This is a genomic window from Aminobacterium sp. UBA4908, from assembly GCF_002398115.1.
Classification (GTDB): domain Bacteria; phylum Synergistota; class Synergistia; order Synergistales; family Aminobacteriaceae; genus Aminobacterium; species Aminobacterium mobile.
Genome location: NZ_DHCG01000004.1, coordinates 192581 through 212725 on the forward strand (window position 1 = coordinate 192581; position 20145 = coordinate 212725).

Here is a 20145-nt window from a genome sequence, read left to right on the forward strand (position 1 = left end):
CGTTTTACGCTACTCGAACGCCTTTTTTGTAGACGGCAAAGACGGGAGATACCCCTGCATGATAGGCGAGAACAGCGGGAGACTCTCCGTCGAGAAGCAGAAAGTCGGCTTGTTTCCCCACGCTCAGACTTCCTACTTTCTTTTCCATCCCTAAAGACCACGCTCCATTGAGAGTGGTTCCTACAAGGGCCTCTTCAACAGTCATATGCATATTCATAACAGCAAGGCCGAAAACAAAAGGCATAGACTCTGTGAAGCATGAGCCGGGATTGCAATCTGTGGCCAGAGCTACAGGGACACCCAGTTCTATCATGCGTCGAGCGGAAGCGTAGGGTTTTCGGAGACTATAGGCAGTGGCAGGCAACAGGTTGGCTATGACTCCTGCATGAGCCATGGCATTTAGGTTCTCTTCTGAGGCTGCAAGCAAGTGTTCTGCTGAAACTGTGGGAAGTTCGGCTGCTAGTTTTGCTCCTCCTGTGTCGTGAACCTCATCTGCATGAATACGAAGCTTCATCCCGTATTTTCTGGCTGCTTCAAGAATAGCCCGACTTTGACCGACAGAAAAAACGCCTTCCTCGCAGAAGACATCACAAAACTCGGCAATTCCCTGTTGCGATATGGCTGGAATCATTTCTTCTATCATGAGGTGCACATATTCGTCAGGATTTTCTTTATATTCTTTCGGTACCGCATGGGCTCCCATAAAGGTAATAGCGACGTCAAGAGGTGTCTCTTTTCGTATTCGTTGGATAACCCGAAGCATTTTGAGTTCTGTCTCCGTAGCGAGGCCGTAGCCACTTTTGATTTCAATGGTGGTGGTTCCTAGCTCCAGGGCGGACAATACGTGGGTGAGGGTCGATTCAAAGAGTTCATCTTCGCTGGCTTTTTCCACAGCATGTACAGAAGAAAGAATGCCGCCTCCGGCTTTAAGAATTTCAAGATAGGGAGTCCCGGCGATGCGAAGAGAGAACTCCTGTTCCCGACGATTTGCAAAGCAGATATGTGTATGGGGATCTACGAAGCCGGGAATGAGGCAACTTCCCTCACAATTTATCTCCATGTCAACCTCGTCTGAAGAGAGTTGGCGAAGAACATCTTCTTCCTCCCCTACTTTTTCGATGATTCCATTCTTACAGAAAAGAGCCCCTTTTTTATAGCTTGTTACGTGTCCCTGCGTAACGCCGGAAAGAGGGACTGGGCTATCTACAGGGCTGTAGATAACTGCATTTCTGAAGAGAGCAGATATCATGCGTCTCCCTCCTTTCCCATAAGTTCAAGGAGCTTGATTTCTAAAACCTGATCTCGTTTAAAGTCGTCGATTTGCATGTAATAAGCGGAGCTCTCTAGGATTGCAGCAGAAGGAACCATGCCATATACTTCAGTGCCATTTACTGTTACTCCCCATCGGGCAGCTTCTGCCTTAATGAGTTCCAAAACTCGGTACATAGCCGTGCTCTCGTAATCTACAAGGTTCATACTCACCTGTACGAGCCCCTTTTCTTCTAATGCAAGCCCAATGGCTTTGACGCTTGTGAATCCTCCGGAAGAAGCTCTGAGATGTCTTGCGATAGATTTTGCAATTTCTACATCTGTGGTATTCAGATTGACATTGAAGGCTACGAGGAACTTTCGTGCTCCAATAACAGTGGCTCCTGCAGTAGGATGAAGCTCAGGTTTCCCTATATCGGGATGACGGTCGGGGTTTTTTACATCCGCTTTAAGAGATTCATATTGTCCCTTCCGGATCACTTCCAGACGCCTTCGTTCCGGCTTCAGCGCAGCTTCTTCATAAAAATAGACTGGGATGCCCAATTCGTTGTAATAGTACTCCCCAAAAGAATGGGCGAGTTCAACGCATTCCTCCATGGAAATGCCAGATATGGGGGTGAATGGTATAACATCTATGGCGCCTATACGGGGATGAGCCCCATGATGAACGTTAAGGTCTATGTGGTCTCGGGCTATTTTAGCGGCCTTTAGAACTGCATCACAGATGGCGTCTGGGCGGCCAGCGAGACTTACCACCAAACGGTTGTGATCTACGTCGGCGCGGGAATCAAGAAGATAACATCCCTTTTTACTTTTCAATGGGGCCAGAATAGCCTCCATTACATCTTGTCTCCGCCCTTCACTAAAGTTGGGCACACACTCTATTAACTGTGACATGGGCTTATCCCTCCCTGATTTTTTCTCATAATTTAGGTGATATAGCACTGACAGCTTCTTTGAGAAGAATGAGGAGATTTTCTACCTCTCCTTCAAAACTTGACGATAGGCCAGCTATTCCAAGTTGACAGACAAACTGCCCTCTATGGTCAAAAATGGGAACACTAAGATCCCCAGCGTTGGTCATCCATTCTTCTTGACTGAAAGCGTAGGCTTGTTTTTGAATTTGCTCTATCTCTCTCTGTAAAATGTGAGGATCTGTTTTTGTTTTTTCTGTAAAAGGGACTAATTTTTGAGCTAGAACCCGCTCTTGAATTTCAGGTTTGGCATAAGCAAGAAGAATTTTCCCGGTGGCCCCAGCATATAAAGGAATATTCATCCCCTTATGTGCTACAAATTTAAGAGCGGTGGCCGGTTCCGCAGAGAGGATGCACCTTCCCACAGTTCCATCAAGTACGGAGAGAAGAATAGTCCGTCCTGTTTGAGCGAGAAGTTTTTTCATGTGAGGATAACAAATTTGGACAAGTTCATCGTAGTAGGCGTGGCGATCAAAGAGAAGAAAGAAGCGAATTCCAGTGCGAAATTTTTCTGTTGCAGGGTCTTGATAGACCCAATCCGCTCTTTTGAGTGAATGAAGGAAGCGATGAACTGTAGCCCGGGGAATACCAGTCTGTTCTTCTATTTCCCTCAGACTCAATAAATCGTCGGCAGTGCAAATTGCTTCCATGATACGTGCGATGCGTTGCACAGTATCTTCTCGAGGAGATAGAATATTCATAAGGCTCTCCTTTCAGAATGAGACACTCTGTCCCATTTCTACCTATTCACAAAGTACTCCAAGAAAGAAAATATGTCAAATAGTTGGAAGGAAACATTTTGTTTCTCTTTGGTATACTGGGGATGGTATCGTAAATACGAAAAGGAAGAGTGAAAGGGGGAAAAAGGATGCTTTATAGAAAAATGCCTGGTATGGATGAGAATTTGTCTATTCTCGGTTTCGGTTGCATGCGCTTGCCTGTAACATCAGAAGGAAATATTGACGAGCCTGTGGCTACGAAAATTCTTCGTTATGCCATTGATCATGGAGTTAATTACATCGATACAGCATGGACATATCACAATGAGGAAAGCGAGCCTTTTGTAGGGAGAGCTCTTGCTGGCGGCTACAGAGAGAAAATATTCTTAGCTACAAAACTTCCCTCATGGCTTGTAGAAAAACCGGAAGATATGGATATGTTCCTAAATAGACAGCTTCAGCGTCTTCAGACCGATCATATTGATTTCTATCTTATCCATTCCCTCAATAAAGAACGTTGGGAGAATGTAGTAAGACATGATGTTTTTTCTTTTCTCGAGAGAGCCCTTGCAGATGGCCGGATTCGTTATGCAGGTTTCTCCTTTCACGGAGATTATGAACTCTTTGAAGAGATTTTGAATGCGTGGAAATGGGATTTTTGTCAGATCCAGTATAACTATCTTGACGAGAATTATCAGGCGGGAACAAAGGGGTTGAAAGAGGCTGCCTCCAGAGGGCTTGGCGTTGTTGTTATGGAGCCCCTTCGGGGTGGTAAACTTGCACTCAATGTCCCAGCTCCTATTCAGAATATATGGAAGGAAGGGGATGAATCTATGAGCCCTGCGTCTTGGGGGCTTCGTTGGGTATGGAATCATTCGGAAGTGTCGGTAGTTTTGAGTGGTATGAATTCCATGGAGCAAGTGGAAGAAAATATTGCGGCAGCAAAAAAAGCCCTGCCTGAAACCTTATCTCCTCACGATCTTCAGATTGTGGAAAGAGTGAGGGACGAATATAAAAAACGAATGAAAGTAAACTGTACGAACTGTCGTTACTGCATGCCTTGCCCTCAGGGGGTCAATATTCCCGAATGTTTCAATCGCTATAATATAGCTTTTATGTTTGATGACGAAAAAATGGCCAAAGACACGTATTTTGTCTTCGTGAAAGAGCACGAGAGAGCAAGTCTCTGCGTAGGATGCGGTGCCTGTGAAAAAGTATGCCCTCAAAATATCTCGATTCGTAAACATCTAAAAGATATTGTGGAGCTTTTTGAAAAAAATGGGGGGCAAAGTTAAGGAGAAGAAGAGATCCAATTCCCTCTAGCGGGATTACAGATTATAGATAGAGCCCCTCTGAGAAAGTTCCACAGAGGGGCTCTATCTGTCATAAATGGCAGCCCCTTGGTTTTTATTGCGAGCAAATTTTTACTCGTCTAAAGAACAGCTTTTACCATGCCGCCATCGGCAAGAATTGTTTGACCTGTAATATAACTATTCGCTTCTGAACAGAGAAACACGGCTAATCGGCCGTATTCGTCAGGATCACCATATCGGCCTAATGGAATTTGAGCGAGGGCTTCCCTATTCACTTCTTCCACTGAAATCCCTCGTTTCGATGCTAAAGCCTGATCGAGTTGCCGGATACGTTGAGTGTCAAATCGGCCAGGTCCAATAGCATTGACGAGAATGTTGTATGGCGCAAGTTCTTGCGAGAGGGTTTTTGTTAGACCAATGACTCCAAGTCTGAATGTGTTTGAGAGGATTAGATTTTCTATAACCTGCTTTACCGATGAAGATGTGGAGTTAACAATTCGTCCCCATTTTTGAACCTTCATGAAAGGCAATACCTCTCGAATAGTGCGGACATAGCTTAATAAGTTGAGTTCGAAAGCTTTTTGCCATGCTTCATCGTCAAATGATTCGAAAGTTCCTGCCGGAGGGCCTCCCGCGTTATTGACTAAAATAGAAATAGGGCCAAGCGTTTCCGCGGCAGTTCGTACAAGCGCTTTAATTTGCCCCGGTTGCGCAATATCGCATACTTTGTAATAGGGAGTGACTCCAATTTCATCGGAAAGTTCCTCCACTGTCCGTAAAAGTTTGTCTTCATTTCTGCTTGCCATCATTACAATAGCTCCTTCCATGAGGAAACGACGAGCTATGGCTTTCCCCAGGCCAGTGCTTGATGCCATGATAAGGGTTACTTTCCCTTTTATTCCTAAATCCATGTACTCTCCTCCCTCTGCTGGTTTTATGAATAGTATTCTGTATATTCAGCTTTGAATCAAGGGGGAAGTTGTGGTTTTCGGCATTTTATCGGATTAAAAGCGCAAAAATTCGTGATAAACTCAAAACTATAATCGCAAATGAAAGGAAGAGAATGCTATGTCGAAACAGGTCCTTTTTATAGTCGTTGTGGCTGGGTTAGCTATTGTCCTTCTGTTTTGGAGCACTGCTAGCGCTTCGGCCTTGCCACGCATTATTCCCCTCGAAGATTTTTTTAAAAATCCTGAAAAAGTTGCTTTTTCCATCTCTCCAGATGGGCAATATTTAGCTTTTATGCAGCCGTGGCAAAGAAGGCTTAATGTGTTTGTGCAAAAGATAGGGGGCGTAGAAGAGCCTGTACGTCTCACAGATGAAAGAAATCGAGATATAGCAGGTTATTTTTGGAAAGGGAATAATCAGATTATCTATATGAAGGATTCAGGTGGCGATGAAAATTATCATCTTTTCTCCGTAGACATATCTGGCGCAAATCGGCGGGAGCTCACACCTTTCCCCAAGGTAAGAGTTTCAGTGGTGGACGATCTTGAAGATGTAGATGACGAAATGCTTATTGCCATGAATAAAAGAGATCCCAGGGTTTTCGATGTCTACCGCATAAATGTGAAGACCGGCACGATAGATTTAGTGGCTGAAAACCCTGGAGACATAGCAGGGTGGCTTACGGACCATAAAGGGAAACTTCGTGTGGCTGTAAAAACTGATGGAGTGAATACAAGCCTTCTTTATCGTGAAAAGGAGGAAGATCCTTTTAGAACAGTGGTTACGACAAATTTTAAGGACTCTATTGACCCTCTCTTTTTTACTTTTGATGATCAACACCTTTACGTGGCATCAAATTTAAACCGTGATAAAAGTGCTATCTATCGTTACGATCCGACAACAGGAGCTTTTCTTGAGCGAGTATACGAACATCCTGACGTAGATGTGTATAGGCTTCTTCAATCAAAGAAACGAAAGATTGTTACGGGTGTTCGCTTTACTACGGATAAAGCACACTATGTTTTTTTTGATCCTGATCGAGAACAATTACAAATAACTCTTGAAAAGAAACTTCCGAGCTATGAGGTTGTTGTAGTAAGTATGAGTCGAGATGAAAAGAGAATGCTTGTCTATGCAGGAAGCGACCGCACTCTGGGAGCCTACTATTTTTACGATATGGAAAGTGGAGCTTTCGAAAAACTGGCAGATTTAAGTCCTTGGTTGAAGGAAGAAGAGATGGCAGCCATGAGGCCGGTTCGCTACAAGGCACGGGACGGCCTTCTTATCCATGGATATCTCACGATACCAGTAGGAGTTGAGCCTAAAAACCTCCCTGTAATTATTCTCCCTCACGGTGGCCCATGGGCTCGAGATTCATGGGGATTTAGTCCGGAGGCTCAGTTTTTTGCCAATAGAGGATATGCCGTACTATCTATGAATTTTAGAGGTTCTACTGGATATGGGAAACAATTTTGGACGGCTGGTTTTCAGCAGTGGGGACGTGCTATGCAGGACGATATTACCGATGGGGTGAAATGGCTTATAGGCCAGGGTGTAGCAGATCCGAAAAAAGTGGGTATTTACGGTGCTTCTTATGGAGGATACGCAGTCCTTGCAGGCTTGGCTTTTACTCCGGATGTGTATGCTTGTGGCGTGGATTATGTGGGGCCCTCCAACCTCTTTACGCTTCTCGACACTATACCGCCATATTGGGAGTTAGGCCGACAAATGATGTATGAACAGATTGGCCACCCGGAGAAGGATAAAGCTCTGCTTCAGGCGGCATCACCTGTTTTTCATGCCGATCAAATACGATCACCTCTTTTAGTTGCTCAAGGAGCAAATGATCCTCGGGTGAAAAAAACAGAATCTGATCAAATAGTGGAGGCTCTCCGCAAGCGGAACATTTATGTGGAGTATATAGTGAAAGACAATGAAGGACATGGTTTCCGAAACGAAGAAAACCGATTTGAGTTCTATCGAGCCATGGAAAGATTTTTAGCTATTCATTTGAGGGGCCGTATGGAGTAAAAACAAATAAGTCTGAACATAAGAAATCAAGTCTTTTGATAACGATAAGAGGCTGCCTTTTATAAAGACAGTCTCTTATCGTTTTATTACCTCCTTACGTTTTGCTATTTTAAGGAAGAATATCTAAAATGGAAAAGATTTGTTGTAAAAGCAGCAAATAGCAGCGGAGGCTGTTTGCCCAAGAGTCTCGAAAAGGGAGATATGAACGGATTCATTCCCCTCTTCTTTTTCCCATAACGCGACAAATCCTAGGAGTTTTGTCTTTTTATGAATGAGAGGAATGACCCACTGAGCTCCTATTATTTCAGGGAAGTTTAAAAGCGCAGGTACTTTGAGATAATGAAAATAAGATCTTGCCATCTCTAAAGAAAAAGAGGAAGGCATACTTCCTTTGTCCATGGAGAAAAAAGGAAGTTTTATGGACCGAGTAGGTGTTTTTATTTTGCCATGACAATATATTCCGCGAAGGGTATAGCTTTGTTCCTCCATGTCCCACAGCATAAGAAGACCTTGGCGGCTTCTGGATATTTCACAGAACATATCCAAGATGGCCTTACAAAGATGATGTATATCAGGTTGTTCCATAAGTTGAAGAGTAGCTTGATGAAGAGCTTGCAATGCATAAGCCTGTTCCGATAATTCTTTCAAGGCTGCGTCGCGTTCTTCATGGAGGCACGATATAGAGAGCGCTTTAGAAGCTACGTTACCTAGAAGTTCCAGGAAGTTCAGGTCTTCTTTTTCTAAGGAATGATTCCACTTCAGAAGGCAATATAATTTTTGCTTCATGCTGGGAATAGGTAAAAGCACAGACCATTTATGGGCAAGTCTGGAATATCGTTCCTCTCCGAATATCTCAGCGTGATCAGAATCAATAGGTATAGGTGAAGGGGTAAAAAGGCGAGTAAACAGATTTGCGTCCCGCTTGGGAAGATTGAAAATATCTCCCTCCAGAGAGGTAAGTTTTTCTCCATCGTCATGAATGATTGCCAAATCTGCGGGAAACAGACTCTCTCGTATTACATCGCTTAGAAAGGCGGCAAAGTAGTCGAGGGGCATCGGTTCAAAAATTGAAGAAAGGGTATTTTTTGTGGCAAGGATCATGTAGGCAAGGCGAGATAAGCGTTGTTCCATTGCTTCCCGACCGTTGAAATCTTGCCAGAGCTTTATCAGTCCTTCAATAGCAGGTAAGTTATTGAGAAATTGCTGAGAAGGGCGGTGACTAAAAAGGAAATAGAAGGTCCATTCCTTTCCCTTCAAAGGAATTCCCCACCCCCATTTATTATTCATTAAAGAGAGATTTAATGGCGTCATAGAAAGAGAAGGAGTTCCATAGAACGTTTGTTCCAACGAATACCTCTCTCCGGAAATGATCAAGTTTGGTGGGGTGATGCCTATGGCTTCGAGAACAGAGAGATCCTCTCCTCGTGGTTCAAGGATTACGGCCTGTGGAGATGTCTTTGACATTTGGTCGGCAAGCATATCGAGAATGCCGCCATGAAGAAGAAAAGACATTTTTTCGAACAGTTCGTGCATAATAACACTCACGCCCTTCAAGCCTTATTAAATTTAATATTTTGCCTTATGGTACCTGAATAGCTTGTTTGCGTCCATATTTTTGTGAAAGGATATAAAAAATTATAGTAAAAAGTTATAATAAAAATACTGTAAACAAAGAGGAAATGGGAAGTTGGTCGTATATACTTTTTCTATATAGCCTTAGAATGAAATATTGAAGATGAAAACGAAAAGTGAGGATTGTCTACAATAGAATGAAAGAAGAGCCCATTCATATTCTTATTGCTGATCAAGATCTTATGACTGTTTCTGTAATGGAGCGATATATCTCTGCAGTTCCAGGATTTGTTGTTGTGGGAATAGCTTCTACCCTGCCGCAGCTCTGTCTCCTTCTGCAAAAAAAGAAGATAGACGTTATTTTCGTAGAGCCTGCAGGTCTCGCTTCAGATATGGCGGAAACGGTGGGGCGAATTCATCGTATCTCTCCAATGACAGCTATTATAGTTGTTTCTTCTCTCCCAGGTAGAGTTTCCATTCAACATGCCTTAAGCTTAGGTGCTTTCGATTATATTCTCAAGCCTTTTTCTTTTGAACGTTTTAGGCAATCTCTTCATGGTTCTAGGGACAGGCAACTTTTCTTCCAGACTCTTCCTCCTTTATGTACCCAAAAGGATATTGATGATCTTTTCCCTCTGCGTGGAGAGAAGAATCTGTGTAATCATCTTCCCATTAGCATTCAGCAAGAAACTCTTGACCATATGGTAGATGTTCTGTCCACAGTCGATGTCCCTTTGACTATCGGCGACATAGCACTTGCCACAGGCTTCTCTCGTACGACTACGTGGCGGTATCTCGACTATCTTCTCAAAATAGGCAGCGTCGTTTCAACGTTAGAATATCGCCCGACAGGACGTCCTCTAAAAAAATTTAAATACCTCAAGTAGCATGTTTTTATTTTCAAAAAAAGGTTATATTTTTTATATAAATTCAAAAATGTAATCCCTACCCTTATGAAATAAAAGGATAATATGAAAAATATTTAGTTTTTTTCTTGCCTGGATTCTTTAAATCCTTAGACTTATAGATTGATTATACGAGGATTTATAGGAATTACGCCATCATTTTTAATATTCTTTGGGATCATAAGGAGGGGAACAGACAACGTGACCATTAAAGCCAGACTTTGGGGTATGCTTGCTGCTATTTTGGTTGTAATTGCAATAATGACTGGCATTACGTACTATCGAGGGACTGCTATTTTAGTAGACACTATCAGCAAAACTGGCATGGAAACGGCACAAAAGGGATCAGGACTTATTGATAGCTATTTTGATCGTTTAACAGGCATTCTCGATTCGGTAGCAGAATCAGTACGTTATAACTGGCTGTATCATCATGTTACGGATGAAGATGCCGTGGAGGCCTTCCTTTCACGTCTGACACAGCAAAATAAAAAAGAAGGAATCACCAACATATTTATGGGACGGGAAGAAGATGGTCGCTTCTCTGATGGGACAGGATGGAGGGAGCCAGAGAGTTTTGATGCTCGGACTCGTCCGTGGTATCAACAGGCTGTATCGGCTAAAAAGATGATCATTACAGATCCATATGTGGATTCTATTTCAGGAGATTTGGTTTTATCTATAGCGACTCCTATCTACAGTGAATCGGGATCCCTTCTCGGAGTAGTTGGAGAGGACGTTAATCTTGAAGCCCTGACAGAAATGGTTGCTTCGTTGAAGGTTTATGGTACGGGAGAAGCTTTTTTGCTTGATCGCAAGGGAACTGTTATTGCATCTCCTCATACGGAAGATATTATGAAAGTAAACATGAGCCAAGATAGTAAATTCCCTGATGCTCTGAAGATTGTGGCTCAAAAAATGATTGCAGGTGAAACCGGTTCGGCGACCTACAGTTACGGCAATGAAGAGAAAATGGTTTTTTACGCTCCTTCAAAACATGGGCTGCCTCTAGCTATTTTTTTCCCAGTGTTAGTTATTGCACATATTATCCATTCTTTGACGTGGATGCTCTTGGCAGTATCTGTAATAGCAGTTTTTGTTGTGGCTCTTCTTGTCTTTACCATTGCTCGAGGATTGTCTCGCTCTATTCGTCATATGGAAACAGCGACAAATTGTATTGCCAAAGGGGACTTAACTGCTCGTTTTAATACAAGGGGTAAAGACGAGATTGCTCGTATCTCTCACCATCTCAACGAAATGGTGGATCGTCTTCGGGAACTTATTGTTTCTGTTCGCCATGAAGCCGTAGAAACCTCTCAACGAGCAGAAACACTTGCATCTCTCTCGGAAGAAACAGTTGCTTCCATGGAGGAAGTTGCCGGTTCCATCGACCAGGTTTTGGAGAGAAGTGAAAACAGTTCGTCTGCGTTGCAAGAGACGAATGCTTCTATTCAGGAAGTAGCTGCTGGTGCTCAGGCGGCTGCGAAATCGGCTACTGACGGGGCGGAAGGATCATCGAAAGCGGTGAATATAACGGAAACGGCAGTAGAGGATGTGGATCGGATGATAGAAGGCATCTCTTTTGCTGTAAAAGAATCCCAAAAAGGGGCAGAAACGATCCTTGATCTTGCACGTTCTGTGGACGATATCTCAGGTTTTGTTGCCACTATTACCTCCATAGCCGATCAGACGAATCTCCTAGCCCTTAACGCTGCTATAGAAGCAGCCCGAGCTGGCGAAGCGGGACGTGGTTTTGCCGTTGTCGCTGAAGAAGTTCGAAAATTAGCGGAAGAATCAGCTTTGGCCGCACAGAAAGTTCAATCTCTTATTAAGGGACTTCAAGCAAGTTCTCAGCACTCCATTTTGGCAGCACAGGAGAGTGAGAAGACTCTTGGAAAAACTATGGATCAAGCTTTGTCTGCCCAAGAGAAGCTGAAGGAAGCAGTGTCGGCCGTGGCGAGAGTATCTGAATCCGTTCAGAGCATTGCGGCTGTCTCAGAAGAACAGGCAGCTTCCAGTGAGGAAATGACGAGCGCAATTCAGACAGTTACCGATGCTACAGTGGAAGTAGTGCAATCTATGAGCAACATAAAAAATGCCTCTGGAGATACGACAAAAGCCGCAGAGGGTATAGCGTTGGAATCTCAAAACATGTCTCGGTCCGCAAGTGATTTGCTTCGTCTCATCTCCAAATTTGTAGTGGGAACGGAGACAGAAGGAAAAGACAATACAACAGGCCTCGTTCCTTTGAAATAACACGATCAAGGGATTTCGACCTCCCATACATAAACGAGGAAACCCCGATCTCGGAGAGATGCAGAGCTCTCTGGGATTGGGGTTCTTTTTTTGAAAAATAAAAAAAGAACGTCAAGGCTTGAGATTTAATTGTTCTAGATTAAACTGTATGTACAATGAATCTTGTAATTTTTCTTCAAGGGGGATGTGGATTCTATGGGTTTTAACAGACTTGGCACTCGAGTTACAGCTATTGTCGTTGCTCTGATTCTTGTTGCTGTGGTTGGCGTGGGCTTTTTCGCTGTTCAAAAAAGCTCTCAGGCTCTTGAAAAAGCGGCTGTTGAATACGAAAATGCCGAAGCGGAACGGATCGCCAGTGCTTTGGATAATACTTTCGGTCGATTTAATGGCCTCTTGTTGGCCCTTAATGCGACTGTTCGAACTCGTTTCAAGCCTGTAATGGCTAAGGCTCTCGGAATGGAAGCTTATGTAGCTCAGTTTGCTGCCACTAACGTTCAATTCATTTCGGAACTGGGAAGCCAGGTAAAGGAAACGAGGGAAATTTTTATCTGTTTTAACCCTGAGGAATTCGATTCAGATCAAGTGCACATGGTTTCCTTCTCTAGGGAAAATGCCGATTCAATCTTCACTTTCTCCGATAAAACAGTATATACCGCACAAGATCTTCTTAATAGGAAAACACAGCAGACATCATGGTTCTGGCGTCCTCTCGATACAAAACAGCCAGTTTGGGGTGACGTTATTACCAACGATGTAGAGGAAAAAATCCCCTATTCGATGCCTGTAGAGATAGAGGGTAAAACTATAGCGGTTATCGGCATGGTTTTTGATTATTCCTTTGTCCAGAATACATTAAAGGACGTGAAATTCTACGATACGGGGTATGCTTTCCTCCTCAACAGAGATCTTCGTTTTATGTATCACCCAGAGTACTCCTTTAATGGGCCTACAGCCTCTGAAATAGAGGGAGGGCTTCTCGCAGATTACGTTAAAGGGATGCTCGCCAATCCAGAAGGCACCTTTTTACATGAAATGAAAGGCAAATCTGTATCTACGGCCTATCGCGCTTTGGAAAATGGCTTTATTCTTGGTATCACTGCTCCTAAAGACGAGGCGTTAGCAGCAATTCCTGTTCTTCGAAAAGCTATTTTGATTGGAGTTCTGGCGGCAGTAGCCGTAGCTGTTATAGTTGTCTTCTTCTTTTCACGAAGCATTTCGAATCCTCTTACTCATGTGGTGTCTAAAGCGAAAGAAATAGGTTCTACGGGTGACCTTTCTGTCCAGATGGATACCTCTTCCTCCATTATGGAAATTCAGGAACTGGTAGGTGCTTTTAATACGCTTATAAATAGTGTGGGGCATGTGGTCCTCGCCATTCGGGATAATGCAGAAGAGGTTCTAAATAAGGCGGAACATTTAAGTACCTCAGCAGAACAAGGTTCCGCTGCGGCTCAACAGGTAGCTGCCCTTGCGGATAAAGTTAGCCAAAATACGCAGGATTCAGCGGCAGCAGTGGAACAGGCCAATGCCGGTGTTCAAGAAGTGGCTGCCAGCGCTCAGGCGGGAGCGAAGACAGCTGCAGAAGCAGGGGAAAGTGCTTCCCAGATTTCAGAGGTAGCTGATCGCGGAGGGAAGGCTGTTGATGATATTGCCTCTTTGATTAACGAAGTAGCAAAAGCCGGCGAAAAAGTAGGATCGGCAATTGGCGAGCTCTCGGGGTCTGTAGAGGGAATTACAGGATTTGTCAACACCATTACTCAGATAGCAGATCAGACGAACCTTTTGGCTCTTAATGCTGCTATTGAAGCGGCTAGGGCGGGAGATGCGGGGCGGGGTTTTGCTGTTGTGGCTGAAGAAGTTCGAAAACTTGCGGAGGAATCAAGTCGTGCTGCATCTCAGGTAAGCGACGTTATTTCAGAAATCGCTAATAGAACGAAGGCGGCTATCTCCGATCAAAAGGGTTCAGAAGAAAAAGTGCGTGTTCTTGTTGATAAAGCTGCTGAAACAAAGGCAGTGATTGACGATGTTGTAGAAAAAATAGCGGTCGTTACAGAAAGCGTTCAGACTATTGCTGCTACCATGGAAGAGCAATCTGCAAGTGCTCAGGAGATGACAGCTGGTATGGATAATGTAGCGCGAACAAGCCAGGAAATAGCCGATCAGGTCGGCTCTATTACCCAATCTATGGATGAACAGGGACGAGTTTCTCAGTCTATTTCTGAAGCGGCAGAAGAGTTGGTTCAGCTGAGCGGAGAAATGCAGAAATCTGTAGCGCAGTTTAAGCTGAAAAAAGAGATGGAAGATATGAAGGACATGGAAGGACCTGAAAAACTTGAAGAGTCAGAAGAGCGGGCGGGGCTTCTTCCTGCATAATAGATGAAGAGAGCGCGAGGGGAGCAGCTGCTCCCCTCGCTTCTTTAGCCTTTCTTTATTTCCTCTCCATGAGCTAAAGGAGATCGAGTCTTCTTCGTGTTTCTTCCGTTGGGATACCCTTTTCATCCCATCCTCTTAAGCGATAGTATTCAGGAAGCATTTCTGGAACCCTGCTCAACTTTCCTTTCCCAGGGCCTTCAGGAATAGGCTCTTTGAGAAGGCGGGGTGGCAATGTATCTTCTTTACTAGGGTTAAGCCCTTCCCTGAGATTAAAAAGTCTTTCAAGGTTCCAAATTCTTTCACCACAGGTCATGATCTCGTCAGCGGTGTAGTCAAATCCTGTTCCAGCTTTTAAAAATGCAGCATAATCTGCCGCGTCTAGAGCAAAAGATGTAAAGAGACACATTCCGGAAGAATCAATGGCAGCTGTAAGATCATGAAAAATTTTCCCCCACATGGGTTTTTGAGAGATATCGTCTGGGTCAAGCTTTTCTGGCGCTCCGAGAATTTCTGGAGAAATAAGGTACCCTCTTACATGACATGCTCCCCGGTTGCTTACTGCGTATGTAAGACCAATCCCTTGAATACCACGGGCATCGTAAGCGGGCATTTCCTGCTTTTTTACAGTCATGGAGAGTTCAGGATGTCCGTACATGGTACAAAGACGCCAAGACCCCTGATTTAGTTTTTTGCCAAGCCCCTCTCCTTTCCCCATTTTCTCTGTCCAATACGTTATGGCTTCTTCATTCCCGAACAGAAGCTCTGGTCCCCCCTCAAGTTCCTCTTTTTTAATGAACTTTTTTTCGTAAAGCTCCATGGCAGCAGCTATAGTGACTCCGGTACTAATAGTGTCGAGCCCATATTCATTACAAATATAGCTAGCTTGAATAATAGGTTCAATAGACGCTATCCCGCAGCAAGTTCCAAAGGCGAAAATAGTCTCATATTCTGGCCCTTCCCCAGCCTTTTCTTTTACTTTTGTTATCCGTCCGCAGCCAATAGGACAACCGAAACAGTGGTAATTTCCCGTAAGATATTTCTCGGCGAGAGTTTCTCCAGATTGCTTGTCTGCATCTTCCATATAAGATCCCTGCCAATTTCGGTGGGGATACGCTCCAGTCTGGTTGATTATATTGACTAGAATGGCAGTGCCATATGCAGGAAGTCCCTGGCTTGTTACTGGGTGTTTCTTTAATTTCTCCAATCTTTCTTTCAAAACTGCTGAAAGTTCTTCGGATTGAGCTACGTAAGGTCGAGATGTACCTCGTACCACTATTGCTTTCAGATTCTTAGACCCCATGACTGCTCCAACACCGCTTCGACCAGCAGCCCTATTTTTCTCGTTCATGATAGATGCTAGAGGGGAAAGAATTTCCCCTGCTGGTCCGATGCAGAGTACTCTTGCCTTCGTATCTTTTATCTCCTCTAAAATTCGGTCGGTAGTTTCATGGGTGTTAAGCCCCCAAAGATGACTGCTATCTCGTATTTCGACGTTCTGGTCATAAATATGGATATATACAGGATGATTTGCTTTCCCTTCAACTATGATCATAAACCAGCCAGCTTTTGCAAGTTCTGCTCCCCAATAGCCGCCAGAGTTACTTGATGCGATATAGCCTGTTAGAGGGCTTTTAGTGACCACCATATATCGTCCGGCAGCAGGTACTCCTCGGCCGGTTAAGGGGCCAGTCACAAATAAAAGGCGATTTTCAGGGCTGAGGGGATCTATGTTGGGAGGATTTTCATTGAAAAGAATTCTTGAACCGTATCCACGTCCACCTATATATGCGCGAAGAAGCTTTTCATCCACCGGTTCTTTCGATATCTTGTGAGAAGACAGATCTATTCGCAAAATGGTGCCCATGCGGCTCCCCATTTACAATCCCTCCTTCTCTCTTCTCTTTAGTTTCTCTCCTCTCTTATAATCTTTTCTCTACTCTCTCTCCTCTTCCTTTGCGATATTTACAATTCTATTTTCCCCGATATAGATTTCCCCCCTTTTTTTTAAAGTAGGTGGCACATATAGGTTGTTCTCTTCCCAATATCGTTCAAGAATTTCGAGACGGGATGAAAGTGTATCTCCTAGTTCTTGAGCGATACTGAGTATAATGCAATTCAAAACGCTTATTGGCGCAGCAAAGGAATCAATAAATGAAATAGGTGTATAAGGTATGGTTACAACATGAAGGGCATATGTAGCTAAAGGGCTTGTATATTCGTCAGTTATAGCTACAGTCTGTAGGTTATTTCCACGAGCGTAGCGAAGGACCTTAAGGGTCCATGTGGAATACCGTGGAAAACTGATACCAGTCACAACGCTCTCTGGGGGAGCATTCACCAAGAGCTCGTAAGGCATATCAAGGGGCATTAATTTGATGTTTGGGAGGATCCATGATAGGTAAAAGGAAAGGTAATAAGCAAGAGTATAGGAACTTCGATACCCTGCGATATAGATAGCAGGAGCTTGGGTAAAAAGAGCAGCTAAGTTGCGGATTACTTTCTCATCGAGACGAGATTGAACAAGTCTCATGGAGTTAATATCCTTTCCTATAGCGGTGTCGAAGAGACTCTTTTCTCCAGATGTCCGATACTTCTCCATACGTTCAAGGGTCGTAAGATGATCTATAAGCATGTGGCTGATTGCTTGATGCAGTTCTTGATAGCCAGATAACCCTAACGTATGAGCAAAACGTATTACAGTGGCCTCACTAACTCCTACCTGGGTCCCAAGTTGAGATGCTGTTAAAAAAGCAGCCTCTCGTGGCTTTTCCAAAATAAAGTAAGCTACTTTGCGTTGCCCTGGGGATAATTCATTTATTTTTGCTGCAATCTGCTCTCTCAACATATAAGATCTCCTTTGTAGAATCATTTCCGACAAAAAGAATTGTATAAACAGCATAAAAAGAAGTGAATCATTTGTCAATTAATGAAACTACGTCATCGATATTGAAAAAAAAGACCCCTTCAGGTATCATAAAAATATTCTAACATATTCTTATTTTTTAATTATTGTTTCTTGTTATTTAATAATGTACTGTTTTTAAAGGTAAATGCGTAAAGGGTAATTTAATATAAGTAATTTTAGTATGGCTTCCTGTGGAGTGAGCGAAGATGAAAGAGAGAGAGTGGGGAGGGGGGTTTACCGACGCGAACCCCCGGCAGATCGCTCTTCCGCTGGGAAATAATCCAGATGTGGAGAAAAGGGGAGATCGAGTTTATAAACTCCCCGAAAAAGACTTTTGTTCCCAAGGAGCACTTTTATATAAGTCGATCTGCTTCGATAGTTTTTTTAACCATCCCGATATGTTATTGTGCCTTTTTGATGAGGAAGGCAGGGTTATTTTATGGAATAAGACTTTGGAACGAGTATCGGGGTACACATTTGAAGCTGTTCAGGGATCCCGTCGCTGGCTCTCCTTGTTGTATCCTAATATAGAGACGCGACAGAGACTTCTTTCGTCTCTCCATGTTTTTGCAGGCATGAAGGGCGCATCTGTCTCTTGTGAGACAAAAATGCGGGGAAGGGACGGTGAGACGGCTACTATTTTATGGAGTTGTACGACCGTTTCTTTCGCTTCAGGGCTATCGGGTATTCTTTGTTCAGGTGTAGATGTGACAGCTCGTTCAAATCGGGAAAGAAAACTTGCTGAGCGTCTTTCAACGTTGACGGAGCTTTTTAATACGATGGGAGATGCTGCTTTCTTTCATGAAATAGTAAATAAAAATACACCAGGTCTTTTTTTGGAAGTGAATGAGGGAGCTTGTCGAATGCTAGGTTATAGTCGCGAGGAGTTGCTCTCCCTTTCCCCCTTGGCCATTGAGGGCGAGTTGAGACGAGAGGGAATAAGCCATGTTATCTCTTCTCTATTCCAGAAAGGGCAGGTAGTATTCCAGACACAACTGAGAAAAAAAGATAGAACCTTTATCCCTGTAGAGATATGTGCCCATCTTTTTTGCCTTCGAGGTAAACCTGCCATTCTTTCTATTGCTCGCGATAGCACAGAGAGGAAGCAGGCTGAGGAAGCTCTTCGCGATAGTGAAGCCTTTTCTAGACGTATTTTAGCTCAAAACCCCAACCCTATTTTTGTAGTTGGTCCCGACACGAGAATTCAATACGTTAATGAGGCCTTTGAACGTGTATTTGGTTACTCTTCAGAAGATGTTTTAGAGCGCCCAGCCCCTTATCCATGGTGGCGGAGCGACTATTGGCTAAACATGGGGGAGCTTCGGCTGGCAATACATGAAGGGATGACAAGAAAAGAAAAGCTCTCTATTCGTAAAGATGGGGAAGAAATATGGGGCGAGGTGACAGCTGTCCCTATTCGCGAAAGGGACGGGTGTTTAAAATATTGTGTTCTTAGCTGGAATGACATTACTGCCCGAAAAAAATTAGAAGAGCAGATACGGCTTAACCAACATCAGTTGCAGTTTTTAACATCGGAACTATATGTTGCAGAAGAACGAGAGCGCCGACGTATAGCGACAGATCTTCATGATGGAGTAGGACAAAATTTGGCCCTTATCAGAATAAAGTTAGAAATGCTGAGTAGCTATAACTCCTATTCTTCAAGTTCAAAAGAGATTTTTCAGGAAATCCTTGCTCTTTTAGATCGTTCCATCGTGGAAATGAGGACTCTTATTTTTGATTTGAGTCCCCCTATGCTCTACGAGTTGAGTTTCCATTCTGCGGTAGAGTGGCTTATAGAGAAAATGGGAGATGAGCACGGGTTATGTATTGTCTTTAAAGATTTGTTAATGTCGGATGATATAGCTATGGACATTAAAATCTTCCTTTTCCGAGCTTTGCGGGAACTTTTAATGAATGTAGTGAAACATGCTCGAACATCTGAGGTGTCTGTATGCCTTTCTCGTTTTGACCGTTGGACTGTCGCTTTAGAAGTACGGGATAATGGCGTCGGCTTTGATCTCTCTTCTCTTCGAGAGTTAGGGAGAGATCCGAGTAACTTCGGGCTCTTGAATATCCAGGAACGAGTAAACTACATTGGAGGTTTTATGCAAATTGAATCGTCACCAGGGCAAGGAACGAATGTCACCCTTTTTGTTCCAGTAGAAAACGAAGAAGAAAGGGCCGGTGACTTTATTGAAAAAAGTGAAGATTCTGTTGGCTGATGACCATCAAATTCTTCGAGATGGTTTGCGAACTCTTTTAAACACCCAAAATGATATGGAAGTTGTAGGCGAGGCGGAAACAGGACGGCAAGCTATAGAAATGTCTGTTGCTCATTGTCCGGATGTGCTCGTTATGGATGTTATTATGCCAGAATTGAATGGAATTGAAGCTACATGCCGCCTCAAAAAAGAGCAGCCGGGAGTAAAAGTCTTAGCTCTTTCTATGCATGCCGATAGAAAGTTTGTGACGGAAATGCTGAGGGCAGGAGCTTCCGGATTTCTGCTAAAAGAATGTGCTTTTCGAGAACTGGCAGAGGCAATTCGGGCCATAGTCGCAGGGAAAGTATATTTGAGTCCGAGCATTTCAAAAGTTGTTGTGGAAGAGTACCTTGATTTTTTAAACGAGGATAAAGAATGCGTATCGTCTGGTCATGTTTTAAGTCTTCGAGAAAGAGAGGTTTTGCAACAAATCGCAGAAGGCAAAGGGAATCGAGATATAGCGAAGAGTCTTCACGTAAGTGTAAAGACAATAGAAACTCATAAATACAACATTATGCGTAAACTAGGCCTTCGATCTGTGGCAGAGCTGACAAAATATGCCATAAAGAGCGGCATTACCTCTATAGACTGACTTTAAAAAAGCTTTAAGTGTTTT

14 protein-coding genes are annotated in these 20145 nt (G+C 43.6%); 7 read left to right on the forward strand and 7 right to left on the reverse strand.

Annotated elements, in window-relative coordinates; genetic code table 11:
* Positions 1 to 4 precede the first annotated feature (4 nt).
* From hutI to B4J50_RS05555, 3 genes are read right to left on the reverse strand one after another with little or no spacing between them, the layout of a single operon-like run.
* Positions 5 to 1249, reverse strand: a complete 1245-nt coding sequence (hutI, locus tag B4J50_RS05545) for an imidazolonepropionase (protein WP_286847700.1) — start codon at positions 1247 to 1249, stop codon at positions 5 to 7.
* Positions 1246 to 2166 carry a glutamate formimidoyltransferase gene (gene ftcD / locus B4J50_RS05550; protein WP_286847699.1) on the reverse strand — a complete coding sequence of 307 codons (921 nt, stop codon included), beginning with the start codon at positions 2164 to 2166 and terminating at the stop codon, positions 1246 to 1248. The genes hutI and ftcD overlap by 4 nt, the downstream gene beginning before the upstream one ends.
* Before the next feature lie 25 nt (positions 2167 to 2191).
* Positions 2192 to 2944: an IclR family transcriptional regulator gene (locus tag B4J50_RS05555; RefSeq protein ID WP_286847698.1), complete on the reverse strand. Its 753-nt coding sequence runs from the start codon at positions 2942 to 2944 to the stop codon at positions 2192 to 2194.
* A gap of 167 nt (positions 2945 to 3111) precedes the next feature.
* On the opposite strand from B4J50_RS05555, the gene B4J50_RS05560 reads away from it, so the two are divergent.
* Positions 3112 to 4257, forward strand: a complete 1146-nt coding sequence (locus B4J50_RS05560) for an aldo/keto reductase (RefSeq protein ID WP_286847697.1) — start codon at positions 3112 to 3114, stop codon at positions 4255 to 4257.
* Positions 4258 to 4394: 137 nt separating this feature from the next.
* Here B4J50_RS05560 and B4J50_RS05565 read toward each other — a convergent pair whose 3' ends face one another.
* Complete coding sequence (locus B4J50_RS05565; protein WP_286847696.1) at positions 4395 to 5186, reverse strand: SDR family oxidoreductase; 792 nt, start codon at positions 5184 to 5186, stop codon at positions 4395 to 4397.
* Between the two features lie 157 nt (positions 5187 to 5343).
* Between B4J50_RS05565 and B4J50_RS05570 the strand changes: the two genes are divergently transcribed.
* The gene (locus B4J50_RS05570) at positions 5344 to 7254 is read left to right on the forward strand and encodes a S9 family peptidase (RefSeq protein ID WP_286953980.1); all 1911 of its coding nucleotides are present in this window, start codon (positions 5344 to 5346) and stop codon (positions 7252 to 7254) included.
* A gap of 123 nt (positions 7255 to 7377) precedes the next feature.
* Here B4J50_RS05570 and B4J50_RS05575 read toward each other — a convergent pair whose 3' ends face one another.
* Positions 7378 to 8787 carry a hypothetical protein gene (locus B4J50_RS05575; RefSeq protein WP_286847694.1) on the reverse strand — a complete coding sequence of 470 codons (1410 nt, stop codon included), beginning with the start codon at positions 8785 to 8787 and terminating at the stop codon, positions 7378 to 7380.
* A gap of 236 nt (positions 8788 to 9023) precedes the next feature.
* Here B4J50_RS05575 and B4J50_RS05580 point away from each other — a divergent pair, with 236 nt between their 5' ends.
* The 3 genes from B4J50_RS05580 to B4J50_RS05590 all read left to right on the forward strand — a co-directional run bounded on the left by B4J50_RS05580 (position 9024) and on the right by B4J50_RS05590 (position 14360).
* Positions 9024 to 9713, forward strand: a complete 690-nt coding sequence (locus tag B4J50_RS05580; RefSeq protein ID WP_286953981.1) for a response regulator — start codon at positions 9024 to 9026, stop codon at positions 9711 to 9713.
* A 219-nt stretch (positions 9714 to 9932) separates the two neighbouring features.
* Entirely contained in the window at positions 9933 to 11987 is a 2055-nt protein-coding gene (locus B4J50_RS05585; RefSeq protein WP_286846953.1) for a methyl-accepting chemotaxis protein, read from the forward strand.
* Between the two features lie 195 nt (positions 11988 to 12182).
* On the forward strand, positions 12183 to 14360 hold the full coding sequence (locus B4J50_RS05590; RefSeq protein ID WP_286846955.1) for a methyl-accepting chemotaxis protein: 2178 nt from the start codon (positions 12183 to 12185) through the stop codon (positions 14358 to 14360).
* 73 nt (positions 14361 to 14433) lie between these two features.
* Here the strand turns inward: B4J50_RS05590 and B4J50_RS05595 are convergent, their stop codons facing one another.
* Both B4J50_RS05595 and B4J50_RS05600 read right to left on the reverse strand, forming a co-directional pair.
* Entirely contained in the window at positions 14434 to 16236 is a 1803-nt protein-coding gene (locus B4J50_RS05595) for an aldehyde ferredoxin oxidoreductase family protein (RefSeq protein ID WP_286846957.1), read from the reverse strand.
* A 57-nt stretch (positions 16237 to 16293) separates the two neighbouring features.
* Entirely contained in the window at positions 16294 to 17205 is a 912-nt protein-coding gene (locus tag B4J50_RS05600) for a MurR/RpiR family transcriptional regulator (RefSeq protein ID WP_286846959.1), read from the reverse strand.
* A gap of 266 nt (positions 17206 to 17471) precedes the next feature.
* On the opposite strand from B4J50_RS05600, the gene B4J50_RS05605 reads away from it, so the two are divergent.
* Entirely contained in the window at positions 17472 to 19490 is a 2019-nt protein-coding gene (locus B4J50_RS05605; protein ID WP_286846960.1) for a PAS domain-containing sensor histidine kinase, read from the forward strand.
* Positions 19471 to 20121, forward strand: a complete 651-nt coding sequence (locus B4J50_RS05610; protein ID WP_286846962.1) for a response regulator — start codon at positions 19471 to 19473, stop codon at positions 20119 to 20121. The genes B4J50_RS05605 and B4J50_RS05610 overlap by 20 nt, the downstream gene beginning before the upstream one ends.
* Positions 20122 to 20145 lie beyond the last annotated feature (24 nt).

Bases quoted from the DNA above. Each gene is read 5' to 3' on its own strand.
- hutI (WP_286847700.1), bottom strand. From the start codon at position 1,249: ATGATATCTGCTCTCTTCAGAAATGCAGTTATCTACAGCCCTGTAGAT.
- ftcD (WP_286847699.1), bottom strand. From the start codon at position 2,166: ATGTCACAGTTAATAGAGTGTGTGCCCAACTTTAGTGAAGGGCGGAGA.
- B4J50_RS05555 (WP_286847698.1), bottom strand. From the start codon at position 2,944: ATGAATATTCTATCTCCTCGAGAAGATACTGTGCAACGCATCGCACGT.
- B4J50_RS05560 (WP_286847697.1), top strand. From the start codon at position 3,112: ATGCTTTATAGAAAAATGCCTGGTATGGATGAGAATTTGTCTATTCTC.
- B4J50_RS05565 (WP_286847696.1), bottom strand. From the start codon at position 5,186: ATGGATTTAGGAATAAAAGGGAAAGTAACCCTTATCATGGCATCAAGC.
- B4J50_RS05570 (WP_286953980.1), top strand. From the start codon at position 5,344: ATGTCGAAACAGGTCCTTTTTATAGTCGTTGTGGCTGGGTTAGCTATT.
- B4J50_RS05575 (WP_286847694.1), bottom strand. From the start codon at position 8,787: ATGCACGAACTGTTCGAAAAAATGTCTTTTCTTCTTCATGGCGGCATT.
- B4J50_RS05580 (WP_286953981.1), top strand. From the start codon at position 9,024: ATGAAAGAAGAGCCCATTCATATTCTTATTGCTGATCAAGATCTTATG.
- B4J50_RS05590 (WP_286846955.1), top strand. From the start codon at position 12,183: ATGGGTTTTAACAGACTTGGCACTCGAGTTACAGCTATTGTCGTTGCT.
- B4J50_RS05595 (WP_286846957.1), bottom strand. From the start codon at position 16,236: ATGGGGAGCCGCATGGGCACCATTTTGCGAATAGATCTGTCTTCTCAC.
- B4J50_RS05600 (WP_286846959.1), bottom strand. From the start codon at position 17,205: ATGTTGAGAGAGCAGATTGCAGCAAAAATAAATGAATTATCCCCAGGG.
- B4J50_RS05605 (WP_286846960.1), top strand. From the start codon at position 17,472: ATGAAAGAGAGAGAGTGGGGAGGGGGGTTTACCGACGCGAACCCCCGG.